Below are 14383 nucleotides of genomic sequence, written 5' to 3' on the forward strand. Positions count from 1 at the left end.
TCAAAGCCCTCCTACGCGAACAGTGGCATAGCGCTCGATCTTTTTCCCGGGGAGCACGAAGGTGAAGAGGCCCCAGATGGGCAAATCGCTTGAATCGTAGGAGATGACGACCGTGAATTGATCCGAATTACCAGGATCGTCCCCAATCACCACCTGCATCTTCGAGCGATTTATAAAGGAGTAATCAAACCGCGACGCTTCGAGATAGCGGTTTACCAGCGTGACCCGTTCCGTCGAATTAATACCCGCGACTGCCGTGCGGGCTGCATCGGCGGCGATCTGTTGCACGGAACTCGCGACGCTCAGGTAGATGCCGTAGGCAATGATCGTGAAGAGCACGAGAAAGAAGAGTGGCGCGATGATCGCAAACTCGATTGCCGACGTGCCAGCGCGATCCTTGCAAAGGCGGGACAGAGCATACATGACATCTCCTCCTTAGGATTGTGACGAGGCTGTCCGCATCCACCAATGGATGCTGAGGTCATGGTGCACCCTGAATCTTAAGTTCCCCTTTAGATTGCGCTGTTTTATTCTGAAGCACTTTTTGATTGTGCGCTATTTAGTTTCGCCCTTCTAATATGTTGTGCAAGCGCAGAACTTCGCGCTTGAGCCCTGCGATCTCGTCGATGAAGTGCGTATCAATCTTGTGGTGTAGAGCGATCAACTCGATCTCCGCCTTGAGGTTGACCTCGTAGTCCTTGGAGGCCTCGAAGCGGTCGCGGGCGGCCTGCCGGTTCTGCGACATCATGATGATCGGCGCCTGGATGGCCGCGAGCATGGACAGAACGAGGTTCAGGAAGATGAAGGGGTAGGGGTCGAAAGCGTCGCGCGTGAGCAGGATCGTATTGGAAACCGTCCAGACGACAAGGAAGATGAAAAAGCCGATGATGAAGCCCCACGAGCCGCCGATGCGGGCGATGTCGTCGGCTATGCGTTCGCCGAACGATTGTTTGGCTTCATAGGCGACGTTCCTGTCTTCCGACAGGATGCGGCCTTCGCGGGAGTGCAGCAGCACTTCCCGTTCGGTCTCGTCGAGTTCGCTGGCGGCTTTGCCGAAGAGGATCTGGGCGGCGTCGTCGAAGGGTCTCATGGCCGGGCTCCGGAGAAGGGAATCGGAGCCCTAGCCTAGCGCTGTTTAGAAGCCCGCCGCCATCAGTTCCGCATGGGAATTGAAGAAGCGTTCGAGACCGTACTGCTTGCCGAACATGATGTCGTGCTGCAGGAAGCGGAAGTCGCGTACCAGCGGGTCGATCGTCTTCTTGCGCGCCCAGCCTGCCGTGCCGTTGCCCTTGGCGTCGATCAGCATGTAGCGGTCGATGACGCGCAGCTTGTCGTGCACCGCGCCTAGGAAGCCGGTGTAGTAGGGATGCTCGAAGCCGGCTTCCTTGAGGATGTAGTAGGACAGGAAGGCCGGGCTGATCGTGCCGATCTCCTTTTCCGTGCCGGTCTTGTTCGACCAGATGACGAGCGGCGTTTCGTGCTCCTTCTGCATCTGCTCGGGCGAGCCCTTGCGCGATGCGGTGATGCCCCTCATGTAGCCGGAGTTCTGGTAGACCGTGTTGAGCGGCGGCAAGTGATCGCCGAAGACGACGATGATCGTCTCGCGATCGCGCGTCTTCGCCCAGTCCATCAACATCTTCAGGCTCTGGTCCGCTTCCTTCACGCCCTGGGCGTAGCTGGCGAGCATGCGGTTGTCGCGCGCATCGAGCTTGCCGTCCACGGCGATGTCGGTCTTCGCATAGCGCCCGTCGTCATAGGGGCCGTGGCCCTGGAGCGTGACGGTGAAAAAGAAGAACGGGTCTTCCTGCGCATCCGCCTGGCGGATGATTTCCTTGGTCAGCGCCTCGTCCGAGGTGAAGTTGCCGCGTTTTGCAAGCGGCGGCATCTTGTCGACGTCCTTGAAGGTCTGGAAGCCGAAGGCCTTGTAGACGCTGGAGCGGTTCCAGAACCAGCCGGAGAACGGATGGATGGCGCGCGCCGTGTAGCCTTCCGCCCGGAAGAAGGTGGCAAGCGACGGGATCGGCTTGCGCACATATTGCTGGTAGGGAATGCTGCCCGTTGGCAGGAAGGCATTGGAGAAGCCGGTCAGCGCCTCGAACTCGACATTGGCGGTGAGGCCGCCGAATTCCGGCGAGAAGACGTTGCCGCTCTGGCTTTCGCGGATCACCGGCATCGGGTCGGCCGAGAGTTTCACGCTCTGGATGCGCGTCGGATCCCACAGCGATTCACTCATCACCACAATGACATCGGGCTTGGAGCGGTGCGTGGTGCCGGCCGGCAGCGGCTTCGACGGGATCTTGTCGATCGCATCGACCATGTAGCCGGACGGGGCCTGGACGTTGGCCATCGGCAGGTTGATGGCAAAGGCCATGACGAAGCCGTTGTGGCGATAGTTCTCCGCCTGGTCCCACATGATCGGGAAAACCTTCAGCCGGTCACGGACCCAGGAGAATTCGTTATAGTCCATGATGGAAACGAAGCCGGCGATGAGCGGCAGCGCGACGGCAAGCCGCGTCAGGCGCTCCTTCTTCGTCAGCGGCCGGAAGCGGCGCCAGGCGAAGACCCACAGGCTGATGAGGGCGACGACGGACGCGACGACGGCCAGCGCGAGCGCGGCGGCCGTCCACGGCCGGTCCTGCACCAGCACCGGCATCAGCTCCATGATCTGGCGCCCGAAGAGCAGGTCGGTCGGATAAAGCGGGTCGGTCAGAAAGACTTGTTTCTGCTGCGAAATGACGCCCATCAGCACGACGAGCGGCGAGACGAGCAGCACGGCCTTGTGCTGCCGGCCGATAAGCGCATCGATGGCGAGGTAGAGCAGGAAGAACACGCCCGTGGTGGTCCAGGCGGGCTGTTCGGGGTTGGTGAAATAGAGCCAGGTCTGGTCGACGGAGCCGCGCGTGATAAGCTCGACGGCAACGACGGTCAGAAGGGCGAGAAGCAGGGAAACGGCGAGCGAACGCAGGACCGCCAGCGCCTTGATATGACGCGCGAAAAAGCCTGCCTCAACGGCAAGGCCTTCGGCGGCTTCGATAGCCACGGCGGTGGGAGTGAACAGGGCCAAGGCCATCTCCAAACTTCATAAAACTTTCGTACCATTGTCATATGGATGTCATCTTGAACAGGAGATGAACGGTTTCTGCAACGTTCATCCAATGCTTTGGTTCCCCCTGTTGCACTGCGGCAATGTTCGGCGCGAGACGCTGAAAAACCGGGGCTTGCGGCGAAAGCGCGCGCAAACCGCACGCAAACCCCACCGGCCTTCATTCCCAAAGCGCCCGTCATGCTCTAAAGAGCTTGTCGACCGTTCGAGAGTGCGGCAGCGAGGCGCGGCCGCAGGATCGGACACCATGAGGAAACGGGTCCGCAGACATGACTTCCGAGACTGAAAAGGCGACGCTGCGCATCGCTATTGCGCAATTGAACCCGACCGTCGGCGACGTTGCCGGCAATCTCGCCAAGGCGCGCGCCGCGCGCGAGGACGCCGCCCGCCAGGGCGCCGACCTGCTGCTTCTGACGGAGCTCTTTATTTCCGGCTATCCGCCGGAAGACCTCGTGCTGAAACCCGCCTTCCTGAAGGCCTGCCGCCGCGCGGTGGATGACCTCGCCAATGACACCGCCGACGGCGGCCCCGGCGTCATCATCGGCTTTCCCCGGCAGGACGAGACCGGACGCTACAACGCCGTCGCCGTGCTCGACGGCGGCAAGGTGATCGCGGTGCGCGACAAGGTGGACCTGCCGAACTACGGCGAGTTCGACGAAAAGCGCGTCTTCGACCAGGGCGCTATGCCTGGGCCGGTCAATTTCCGCGGCGTGCGCCTCGGCATCCCGATCTGCGAGGATATCTGGGGCGAACTCGGCGTTTGCGAGACTCTGGCCGAAAGCGGCGCCGAAATCCTGTTGTCGCCGAACGGTTCGCCCTATTATCGCGCCAAGGTCGACGTGCGCCACCAGGTGGTGCTGAAGCAGGTCATCGAGACCGGGCTGCCGCTCATCTACGCCAACCAGCTCGGCGGCCAGGACGAACTGGTGTTCGATGGCGCGAGCTTCGCCTTCAACACGGACAAGTCGCTCGCCTTCCAGATGAGCCAGTTCGAGGAAACGATCGCGCTCACCACCTGGAAGAAGCGCGGCGACGGCTGGGTCTGCGACGGCGGGCCGATGTCGCGCATTCCCGAGCACGAGGAGGCGGATTACCGTGCCTGCCTGCTCGGCTTCCGCGATTACGTCAACAAGAACGGCTTCAAGAACGTCGTGCTCGGCCTGTCCGGCGGCATCGACTCGGCGATCTGCGCGGCCATCGCCGTGGATGCGTTGGGCGAGGAGCGGGTGCGCTGCATCATGCTGCCCTACCGCTATACCTCGAAGGATTCGCTAAAGGACGCGGCCGATTGCGCCAAGCTGCTCGGCTGCCGCTATGACATCGTGCCGATCGAGGCGCCGGTGAGCGGCTTCCTCTCCTCGCTTTCGGAACTTTTCGAAGGCACGGAAGAGGGCATCACGGAAGAAAACCTGCAGAGCCGCACGCGCGGCACGATCCTCATGGCCGTCTCCAACAAGTTCGGCTCGATGGTCGTCACCACCGGCAACAAGTCGGAAATGTCGGTCGGTTACGCCACGCTCTACGGTGACATGAACGGTGGCTTCAATCCCATCAAGGACCTTTACAAGATGCAGGTCTACGCGCTGTCGCGCTGGCGCAACGAACATACGCCGCCGGGTGCGCTCGGCCCGACGGGCGAGGTGATCCCGAAGAACATCATCGACAAGGCGCCGTCGGCCGAGCTGCGCCCCAACCAGACCGACCAGGATTCGCTGCCGCCCTATCCGGTGCTCGACGACATCCTCGAATGCCTCGTCGAAAAGGAGATGAGCACCGAGGAGATCGTCTCGCACGGCCATGACGTGGCGACGGTGCATCGCATCGAGCACCTGCTCTACATCGCCGAATACAAGCGCCGCCAGTCGGCGCCGGGCGTGAAGATCACCAAGAAGAACTTCGGCCGCGACCGCCGCTACCCGATCACCAACCGGTTCCGGGATCGGGGCTGAACATGGAGGCGCGCTCCAGCGAGCCGGGCGGTGATGAAAACCGCCCGGATTTCACGACGGAGGAAATCAGGCTCATCCGGTTGTGGTCGCTGAGCGACATGTCGGCCGGCCGGCAGGTTTCGGCGCAGGTCGCCTATTTCGCAACACCGGCAGTGTTCGGCATCTACGGCCTTGCGACCGGCAGCCTTGTCATCGTCGGCGTGGCCTTTACCTGCATCCTTTTGTTGTTGGTCTGGGGTTTCGTTTCGACTTGGCGCGACCAGAGCAATGTCGTGCTGATGCAATCGATCTGCCGGAAGCTGTTGCCGGCGGTGGATGAGCAGCGATAACGGCAGGAGAAATCATGCGCAGTTCCGTCGAAATCCACAACATTGTCACCGGCGAAACGCGGATTGTCTGGCAGACGGAGCGGCTTGTCGAGGCGCCGAATTTTTCGCGGGATGGGCGTTTCCTGGTCATCAACGGTGACGGGTCGCTGTATCGCCTTTCAGTCGACGGCGGCGAACCGGTGCAGATCGACACCGGGTTTGCAACGCTTTGCAACAACGATCATGGGCTTTCGCCCGATGGCACGTTGCTGGCGATCAGCGACAAGGTGGAATTCGGCAAGTCGGCGATCTATGTGCTGCCGGCGGAAGGCGGGACGCCGCGGCTGGTGACTCCGAACCTGCCGTCCTATTGGCATGGCTGGTCGCCGGATGGGGCGACGTTCGCCTATTGCGGCATCCGCGACGATCTCTTCGATATCTACACGATCCCGGTCGCCGGCGGCGAGGAGCGTCGGCTGACATTTGGCGAGGGGCGCAATGACGGGCCGGATTATTCGGCGGATGGCGACTGGATCTATTTCAATTCCAGCCGCACCGGCCGCATGCAGATCTGGCGGGTGCGGCCAAATGGCAGCGAGCCGACGCGCATCACCGACAGCCCCTATGGCGACTGGTTCCCGCATCCTTCGCCCGATGGCCGGCACTTGCTGGTGCTTTCCTATGATGGCGATGTCTTCGACCATCCGCGCGATCTTAGCGTGCGCCTGCGCCTGATGGACATGGATGGCGGCAATGCGCGCGTCCTTTTCGAGCTTTTCGGCGGGCAGGGCACGATGAACGTGCCGAACTGGGCGCCGGACGGCGAAAAATTCGCCTTCGTGCGCTACGCGCCGGCCGCCTGATCTCCCGATATCCGGTGAGCGCAAGTTAAGTTTTTGCTCACCAGCCCGCTTAAGCGATTTTTGCCGTCTTGCCTGTAGCCTTTGTTCAACAATGTCCGGAAAACCGGGCGGGGGACAGGCAGGGGCAGAGATGACGAGCAAAGCGGAAGAAAGCCGCGCGACACGGCGACGCGGTGTTGGTTTGGTGATCCGGACGGCGGCCGTGATGATCGTGCTGCTGTTCGGCGCCGCCAATTACCTCGTGCTCGATTACGCGATCGAGCGGGCCGACAGTTTCGTTGCCGAGACCGAGCGCACGCTGGTGCGCAACGAGTTCGGCCACCAGATCGACCAGGTCGTGCAGTACCAGAGCCAGCTTTCCTTCTGGGACAAGAGCTTCAACGAACTGGCCGATGGCATGCCGGGCGACGCCTTCGTGCGGGACCAGCTGCGTGACTGGATGTGGTCCGACTTCGGTTTCTCCTGGATGATCTTCGCTTCGCCGGACGGCGAAAAGGTGCTCGGCGTTTATCGCGGGGAAAAGGTTTCCGAGAGCAAGGCGCGCGAAAAGCTGCATTGGGTGAGCGATCTCACCCACAAGGCCGAGCGCAAGTATCGTGAGGCGCTCTCGCCGGACCGCGGCGGCTGGCAGGTGGCGCGCGCGAAGGAGGATCCCGACCTCCTGACCCCGGCGCTGCCGGAAATCCATGTCACCGGCATGCGCCTCATCGACCGCGTCATGAGCATCGTCGTCGTGCAGGCCGTCGTTCCGAAGTCGCTCTATATCCCGGCCCACCGGCTGGAGCCGACACTGCTCATCACCGTCAAGCCGGTCTCGAAAAAGATGCTGGCGAACACCGAGCGACGACTCGGCGTGCACGATCTCGGCTTTACCCCCATCGTGACGCAGGAGCCGGGGCTGGTAATGACGCCGGTCGGCGCCGATGCCTACAATCCCATGGTCGCCTCCTGGCGGCCGAATATGCCGGGCTCCTTCGTCTGGCGCTCGGCGCTGCCGCAGATCGCGATGTTCGTGCTGGTCTTCGCCGGCGTCATGCTCTTCGTCACGCTGCGCTTCTCTGCCCTCATCAAGGCGCTCCAGCGCAGCGAGGCGAAAAACGCCTTCCTCGCGCGGCATGACACGCTGACGGGGCTGAAGAACCGCAGCGGCTTCGACGAGGAGGTGCGCCGCGCCATCCGCAGGGGCGAGACCAAGCCCTTCGCCATTCTCGCGCTCGACCTCGACAAGTTCAAGGCGGTCAACGACCGGCATGGCCATGCGGCCGGTGACGCCGTGCTCCAGGCCGTCGCCCGGCGGTTTTCCGATCGTATCGGCAAGCAGGGCTGTGTCGCCCGCCTCGGCGGCGACGAATTCTCCGTGCTCCTCACCGGCGAGCGAAGCCACGAGGCTCTGCTGGAGCTTGCCGGCAGCCTCGTGCGCGATACGCAGGTGCCGATCGCCTATGACGGCCAGTTGCTGGTCATCGGCGGCAGCGCCGGGATCGCGCAGTTCCCGCAGCACGGCGGCTCCGTGCATGACGTGATGGTGATGGCGGATGCTGCGCTCTACGCCGCCAAGAACGCCGGCCGAAACCGCGCCGTCCATGCGGATCATGTCGGCCAGGAGATGATTATCGAGGCCGGCGAGGCGCGCGCGGCCTGATATAGGGCGCTGACAGGCCGGTGCGCGGCGCGGGCAGGCTTGATCGCGCCGCCAAGCCATGCGCATATCGTTTCCGTCAGGTGCCTGCGTTTCGCAGGAGAATCGGGAATCCGGTGCGGGCGAGAGCCTCAAGTCCGGAACGTGCCCAGCGCTGTGACGGGGATGGTTCGCACCGTAAAAGCTTGAATCGATTCAGGCTTTTGCCACTGGTTGTTCAACCGGGAAGGCAGGTGCGGGGCGCGTGACCCGAAGTCAGAAGACCGGCCTGGCAAGATTGACCGAACCGCGCGGACGGCGGAAGGTTGTGCGCATTGTTGGGGAGATGACGATGCGAGCCGAACCGTGCGACCGTCTGGTCGGGGCGGGCGCCTTTTCCAGCGAGGACAAGGCCGCCGTCTACCATGCCATCGAAACGCGCCGCGACGTGCGCGACCAGTTTCTGCCCGATCCCTTGCCGAACGATCTCGTGGGCCGCCTGCTGCACGCCGCCCACAGCGCGCCCTCGGTCGGCTTCATGCAGCCGTGGAATTTTCTGCTGGTGCGCAGCGAGGCGACCCGGCGCGCGGTGCATGCCGCCTTCCTGAAGGCGAATGCGGAAGCGGCGGCGATGTTCGACGGCGACCGCCAGACGCAGTATCGTGCGTTGAAACTCGAAGGCATCCTGAAGGCGCCGCTGTCGATCTGCGTCACCTGCGACCCGACGCGCGGCGGGACCGTCGTTCTGGGGCGCACGCACAATCCGCGCATGGATGTCTATTCCACGGTCTGTGCGGTGCAGAACCTCTGGCTTGCGGCGCGGGCGGAAGGGGTGGGCGTCGGCTGGGTCAGCATCTTCCACGACAGCGACATCCGAAACATCCTCGGCATTCCAGACCATGTCGAGATCGTCGCCTGGCTCTGCGTCGGCCTGGTCGACCGCCTCTATGCCGAGCCGGAGCTTGCGGTGAAGGGATGGCGGCAGCGCCTGCCGCTGGAGGACCTGGTGTTTGAGGAGCGCTGGCCGGACGCGGGCGTCAGTTGACGCCGGCATCGGCCGGGCGGCCGAGGTCGATGGCGGATTCGTTGGCCGGCAGGAAAACCGGACCGACCGTGCGCACCTTGCTCTTCGCCGGGTCGTAGTCGCGTTCCTCGACCTTCACCGGCAGCTTGGCCGGCGTCTCGTCCTTCTTCGGCAGCGTGTGGATGGTGGTGATCGAGCCGCCTTGCTCGTCGCTATCCCTGCCGGTGTTCGCTGTCTCGTTGCCCTTCAGCGCCTTCTCGCGCTTGATCATCTCTTGGTAATAGGCCGAGAGGTTGCAGCCGCAGGCGCCGGGCTTGGAGAGGTCGCGCGTGCGATAGGAGAAGGCGTTCGGCATTTCGTAATAGGGCCGGCCGGTGACCGTTGAGGTCATCTGGTCCGTCTCCTGGCCGTTCGTCATCGACTGGTAGAACAGTTCGGTCTGCGTCTCGGGGCACATCATCGCGCAAACCTGCTGGTCGCGGCGGAAATCGAGCGGGGTTGCGCCCGACGAGATCGGGAAGAAGCCGCCGTCGCAGGTGCGCACGCAGACGGTGCGCAGGTTGCCATGGCCGGAGCCGCCGCCGAGCGAGCGCAGTTGCAGGCGCTCGCTGCCCTCCGGCGTGGTGCCGAGCGGGAGCGTGCGTTTTTCATCGAGCGTGCGCAGCGTTTCGGTCGCCGCAATCGGCACCACCTTCGCTTCGTCATTGCAGCCGTTGCTTGCGAGCAGCGCGGTCAGGCGGGTGCGCTTGCCCTGCGACGAGGTGCCGCCGGCAAATTCGCGGCGCTTCTTGTCAAGGATGTCGAGGTTGCGCTCCATCTTGCCGATGACCGTCGAGAGCGTGTCGCAGGCCGCCGCATTGGCGCCGCCGACGACGATGATGCTGCCGCCCGAGCAGCCGAGCCGGCGCTGGTCGCTCTTGGCCTTGCGAAGCTGGATGTTCTGGCGGGCGATGGCACCGGCATATTTGCGCGCGCTCGCCGTATCGACCACCACCTTGGGCAGGTTCGCAAGCTCCGCCTGGATCTGCTCGCACACCGCCGCTGCCGCCGTGCCGCCTGAAAACAGAAGCGGTAAGCCGGTCGCAACGGCAAACAGAAGGCGGCTCAAACCTTTCAAATTGACGATCCTGTGAAACTGTCGGGGCCGCGATCCGGCCGCATAAGCATATCCTATCATAGGCTGCATGAAGGGAAGCGCAACGTGCTCCCGCATTTGTGATTAATGCGCGCGGGAAAATATGAGTTGCGTATTCATCTTTTTGCCTGCTGCCCGCAATTGATCTCGTCGGGGGCTTGGTGTAGCACTCTGCGCACATACAACAGCCGGTTATGCGCCCTTCGCCGCGCAGCCGCCGTTCGGCGGAAGACCGGCCCTTCACAGGCAGGTGAACATGCGGATTTCGTCAGTTTTGTTGAGCCCATTCTACGCGCTCCAGCTCGCATCCGGCGCAAAATCCTTCGCCGACAATCCCGTCATCGGCAGCAAATGGCTGAACCGCAAGGGATTGCACGAGAAGCGCGTCTCGCTCGCCATGCGCATAGCGGCCTGGCGCCGCACCAAGCTGGAAAAGCTCGTTGCCCCGGAATACCGCCGGCAATATGCCGAAAACGGCTTCGTGAAGATCGAAGACTTTCTGTCGCCCGAGGTTTTTGCCGCTGTCACCCGCGAGATCGCCGAGCGCGATTTCGAGCGTTACGACATGCTGCAGGGCGAGACCGTCACCCGCCGCGCCATCATCGACGACAGCGATCTGGAAAGCCTGCCGGGCTTCAAGGCCGCGCGCAACGATCCGCGCGTGACCAATCTGCTGCGCTACGTTTCCTCACATGACGGCCAGCCGCTGCTCGTCGTGCAGGTGGTGATGGCGCTGCCGTCGGTCGTCACGCAGGGCTCGACGGACCCGCAGACAGCGCTGCACAGCGATACGTTCCAGCCGACCGCCAAGGCCTGGCTGTTCCTGCGCGATGTCGGCGAGGAAGACGGTCCGTTCTCCTATGTGCCGGGCTCGCACGAGATGACGCCGCAGCGCCTCGCCTGGGAGCGCCGCATCAGCGAGAACGCCGATTCCATCGAGAACAAATACTCCGCCCGCGGCTCGCTGCGCATCATGCCGGACGAGCTTTCGGCGCTGGGTTATGTCCAGCCGGTCAAGATGACGGTCAAGGCCAACACGCTGATCGTCGCCGATACGCATGGTTTCCATGCCCGCAGCCCGAGCTACAAGACGACGACGCGCATCGAGATCTACGGATCGCTGCGCCGCAATCCGTTCCTGCCGTTCACCGGCCTGCACATCGCTTCGCTGCCCTTCATCGCGTCCGGCATGAACCGGCTGATCATCAATGCGATGGGTTTTCGCGCCAAGCTCGGCCTCAAGGGCTCGCCCTGGAAGGATGCCGGCAAGGGCAAGGCCGATGAATGGTCGAAGCGGCTGAAGCAGCCTTCGGCCTGACCCTCACGAATTGCCGGATCGGCCGTGCTGCCCTTGCAAGGCGGCCGGTCCGGCCCTAAATGTCCGGCATCGTCAATGCCGACCGGATGGTGCACCATGGATTTCAACCCGACCACAAATCGACGTCGTTTTGTCCTCGGGGAATTTTCCGTCCATGCCGCATTCCATCACGCTTTCCAAAATCACCTGGTCCACGCCTGACGGCCACACCCTTCTTTCCGATCTCGACCTGACCTTCGGCGCCGAGCGCGCCGGCCTGATCGGCCGCAATGGCGTCGGCAAGACGACGTTGCTGAAACTCGTCACCGGCGATCTGGTGCCACAGGCCGGCACCGTCACCGTCGACGGCACGATAGGCCTGTTGCGCCAGAGCGTGCAGGTCTTTGCCAACGAGACCATCGCCAGCCTGTTCGGCATCGTCGATGCGCTCGATCTGCTCGCCCGCGCCGAGCGCGGCGAGGCGGAGGCGCATGAACTCGCCGACGCCGACTGGCCGCTGGAGACGCGGCTCAGCGCGGCGCTGGCGCGTGTCGGGCTGGAGGCCGCGCCGGACACGCCGCTCGCGTCGCTCTCCGGCGGGCAGCGCACGCGGGCGGCACTTGCCGCGCTTATCTTCGCGGAGCCGGATTTTCTGCTGCTCGACGAACCGACGAACAATCTCGACCGCGACGGGCGGCGGGCGGTGATCGACATGCTGGCCGGCTGGCGGGCCGGCGCGATCGTCGTCAGCCACGACCGCGAGCTGCTCGAAACCATGGACGGGATCGTCGAACTCACCACGCTTGGCGCTAACAGGTACGGCGGCAACTGGAGCGCCTATCGCGCCCGCAAGGCGCAGGAGCTCGCCGCCGCGCATCGCGACCTTGCGGATGCGGAAAAGCAGGCCGCGGAGGTGGCGCGCACCATGCAGACCATCGCCGAGCGCAAGGCGCGCAAGGACAGCGCCGGACGCCGCAAGAAGGCGAGGGGCGACATCCCGCGCATCATGCTGGGCGCGATGAAGGAGCGCAGCGAACTGACCAGCGGCGCGAACGCCCGGCTTGCCGAAAGCCGGCAGGGGCAGGCGGCGGCTGCCGTGATGGCGGCGCGCGAGCGCATCGAAATCCTCCAGCCGCTGACCGTCAGCGTGCCGCCGACCCATCTCTCCGCAGGCAAATCGGTGCTGAAGATGGAGGGCGCCACGGCCGGCTATCTGCCGGAGCGGCCCGTTATCCGTGACCTCTCCTTCGCCATGACCGGTCCGGAGCGGGTCGCCGTGACGGGGCCGAACGGTTCCGGCAAGACGACCTTTCTAGGGCTCGTCACCGGTGACCTCCAGCCCTGGCAGGGAAGCGTGCGCCGCTTCACCGACTTTGCCATGCTCGACCAGCGCGTGAGCCTGCTCGATCCGGCGCTGTCGATCCGCGACAACTTTCGCCGGATCAACGCGGATGCCGATGAAAACGCCTGCCGGGCGGCGCTGGCGCGCTTCATGTTCCGCGCCGATGCCGCCTTGCAGGGCGTCGGCAGCCTCAGCGGCGGCCAGTTGCTGCGCGCCGGCCTCGCCTGCGTGCTCGGCGGTGCCACACCGCCGCCGCTGCTCATCCTCGACGAGCCGACGAACCATCTGGACATCGACTCGATCGAGGCGGTGGAGGCGGGCCTGCGCGCCTATGACGGCGCGCTGCTGGTCGTCAGCCATGACGAACCGTTCCTGGAGGCGATCGGCATCACGCGGCGGCTGGAGCTTTTGGGTGCACCTCTCCTCCGTCATGGTCGGGCTTGACCCGACCATCCACGCAGCGGGCGCCGCCTGGATCCTCGGGTCGAGCCCGAGGATGACGAGAGTGGGGAGGAGGCTCGGCGGCGATCTGAACCGGGCTGAGCCCCGCCCTCCACCGTCAGGCGCGGCCGAAGCGTTCGATGACTTCGGCGAGCGGTATGTGCCCCTTGAACGCGCCGGAGCCGGCCGGGGTTTCGCCGTCTTCGAGGGCTGTTGCAAAGCGCACCGCCGGGTCTGCCTCCAGCCGGCGGCGGATGGCTTCGATGCGGGGCCAGCGGCTGGCGGGTGCCACCTCGTGGTAGTCCAGCCAGCGGGCGACGCCGATCAGGACGCCGTCTGCGAGGGTGGGGCGGTCGCCGACAAGGTAGGGCGTGTCGCCGAGCATGGCTTCCAGCTTGTCATGCCGCTCGATGACGGCCTTGCGGCCCCATGTGCGCAGCGATTGCTGCAACACCGGGTCCGGCGTCTCCATCTCGAGTGCCGACCAGAGCGGGCTGAAGGCGCCGGTGAAGCCGGTGTTGAGATAGGCCATCAGCTGGTGCATGCGGTCGGCTTCGGGAGACGTGGGATCGAAGCTGATGTGTCGTTCCGTATCGCGGGCGGCGAACCAGTGGGCGATCGCCATGGTTTCGGTGATGACCCGGCCGTCGTCGGTGACGAGCGCCGGCGTCTCGTGCCGGGCGTTGAGGTGGGCATAGGACGGGTCGCGCATTTCGCCCAGCATGTCGACGCGGCAGAGCCTGTAGGGCTTGCCGAGCCATTCGAGGGACGAGACGAGGCCCATGGAGCTTCCGGCGGGGAAGCCGTAGATGAGGATCGGTTCCAATGGTGTTCTCCGTGATTTCTGTTGACCACGCTGCGCAGCGACACTGGACCTAAGCGCTCTCCGCCCCCATGTAAATTACGCACATTTTTGTCACCACGCCGGAGCCCGCCATGAAGGATCTCGTTTCCCGTTGCCCAATCGAGGAGGTCATGCAGGTGCTCGGCGGCCGCTGGCCGACGCTCTTGATCTACTATCTGAAGGACGGCACGAAGCGGTTCAGCGACCTTCGCCGCGACAATCCCACGGTCTCGCACCGCATCCTGACGCTCGAACTGCGCAAGCTGGAACAGGCCGGCATCGTCGAGCGCACCGTCTTCGACGGCTATCCGCTGCGCGTCGAATATGATCTCACGCCCGCCGGCCACACGCTGATGCCGCTGGTCGATGCGCTGGGCGATTGGTGGGAGGCGCACGACGCGGCACGCCCGGTCGCGCAAACGAAAACGGCTACCGAGGCGGCGGCCGTTTCATAAGGTG

Annotated in this window: 13 protein-coding genes and 1 riboswitch; of the genes, 8 read left to right on the forward strand and 5 right to left on the reverse strand. The window is 64.1% G+C overall.

Annotated elements, in window-relative coordinates:
* From J2Y63_RS17410 to J2Y63_RS17420, 3 genes are all read right to left on the reverse strand, one after another.
* On the reverse strand, positions 1–423 hold the full coding sequence (locus J2Y63_RS17410) for a TadE/TadG family type IV pilus assembly protein (protein WP_256115628.1): 423 nt from the start codon (positions 421–423) through the stop codon (positions 1–3).
* Between the two features lie 136 nt (positions 424–559).
* Positions 560–1090, reverse strand: a complete 531-nt coding sequence (locus J2Y63_RS17415) for a DUF1003 domain-containing protein (RefSeq protein WP_256115629.1) — start codon at positions 1088–1090, stop codon at positions 560–562.
* A gap of 45 nt (positions 1091–1135) precedes the next feature.
* Positions 1136–3070, reverse strand: coding sequence for an LTA synthase family protein (locus J2Y63_RS17420; RefSeq protein ID WP_435267108.1), 1935 nt, complete (start codon positions 3068–3070; stop codon positions 1136–1138).
* Positions 3071–3372: 302 nt separating this feature from the next.
* Here J2Y63_RS17420 and J2Y63_RS17425 point away from each other — a divergent pair, with 302 nt between their 5' ends.
* The 5 genes from J2Y63_RS17425 (at position 3373) to bluB (ending at position 8886) form a co-directional block, all read left to right on the forward strand.
* Complete coding sequence (locus tag J2Y63_RS17425; protein ID WP_435267109.1) at positions 3373–5052, forward strand: NAD+ synthase; 1680 nt, start codon at positions 3373–3375, stop codon at positions 5050–5052.
* A 2-nt stretch (positions 5053–5054) separates the two neighbouring features.
* Positions 5055–5381 (forward strand): hypothetical protein, encoded by a 327-nt coding sequence (locus tag J2Y63_RS17430; protein ID WP_435267110.1) that lies wholly within the window; start codon positions 5055–5057, stop codon positions 5379–5381.
* 14 nt (positions 5382–5395) lie between these two features.
* Positions 5396–6223, forward strand: a complete 828-nt coding sequence (locus J2Y63_RS17435; RefSeq protein ID WP_435267111.1) for a TolB family protein — start codon at positions 5396–5398, stop codon at positions 6221–6223.
* Between the two features lie 130 nt (positions 6224–6353).
* Positions 6354–7865 carry a diguanylate cyclase domain-containing protein gene (locus J2Y63_RS17440; RefSeq protein WP_435267112.1) on the forward strand — a complete coding sequence of 504 codons (1512 nt, stop codon included), beginning with the start codon at positions 6354–6356 and terminating at the stop codon, positions 7863–7865.
* A 61-nt stretch (positions 7866–7926) separates the two neighbouring features.
* Positions 7927–8148, forward strand: a riboswitch (cobalamin riboswitch).
* A 45-nt stretch (positions 8149–8193) separates the two neighbouring features.
* The gene (gene bluB / locus J2Y63_RS17445) at positions 8194–8886 is read left to right on the forward strand and encodes a 5,6-dimethylbenzimidazole synthase (protein WP_435267113.1); all 693 of its coding nucleotides are present in this window, start codon (positions 8194–8196) and stop codon (positions 8884–8886) included.
* Here bluB and J2Y63_RS17450 read toward each other — a convergent pair.
* Complete coding sequence (locus tag J2Y63_RS17450; protein WP_435267114.1) at positions 8879–9982, reverse strand: DUF2865 domain-containing protein; 1104 nt, start codon at positions 9980–9982, stop codon at positions 8879–8881. The two genes, bluB and J2Y63_RS17450, sit on opposite strands and share 8 nt — an antisense overlap.
* A 295-nt stretch (positions 9983–10277) precedes the next feature.
* On the opposite strand from J2Y63_RS17450, the gene J2Y63_RS17455 reads away from it, so the two are divergent.
* Together J2Y63_RS17455 and J2Y63_RS17460 are read left to right on the forward strand one after the other, a co-directional pair.
* Positions 10278–11318: a phytanoyl-CoA dioxygenase family protein gene (locus J2Y63_RS17455; protein ID WP_435267115.1), complete on the forward strand. Its 1041-nt coding sequence runs from the start codon at positions 10278–10280 to the stop codon at positions 11316–11318.
* Positions 11319–11472: 154 nt separating this feature from the next.
* Positions 11473–13083 carry an ABC-F family ATP-binding cassette domain-containing protein gene (locus J2Y63_RS17460; RefSeq protein ID WP_435267116.1) on the forward strand — a complete coding sequence of 537 codons (1611 nt, stop codon included), beginning with the start codon at positions 11473–11475 and terminating at the stop codon, positions 13081–13083.
* A 115-nt stretch (positions 13084–13198) separates the two neighbouring features.
* Here J2Y63_RS17460 and J2Y63_RS17465 read toward each other — a convergent pair whose 3' ends face one another.
* Positions 13199–13906 (reverse strand): glutathione S-transferase family protein, encoded by a 708-nt coding sequence (locus J2Y63_RS17465; protein ID WP_435267117.1) that lies wholly within the window; start codon positions 13904–13906, stop codon positions 13199–13201.
* A gap of 110 nt (positions 13907–14016) precedes the next feature.
* Between J2Y63_RS17465 and J2Y63_RS17470 the strand changes: the two genes are divergently transcribed.
* Complete coding sequence (locus tag J2Y63_RS17470; RefSeq protein ID WP_435267118.1) at positions 14017–14379, forward strand: winged helix-turn-helix transcriptional regulator; 363 nt, start codon at positions 14017–14019, stop codon at positions 14377–14379.
* The last annotated feature ends 4 nt before the right edge of the window (positions 14380–14383 follow it).

This window comes from Shinella sp. BE166, assembly GCF_051201095.1.
In the GTDB taxonomy this organism is placed as follows: Bacteria; Pseudomonadota; Alphaproteobacteria; order Rhizobiales; family Rhizobiaceae; genus Shinella; species Shinella lacus.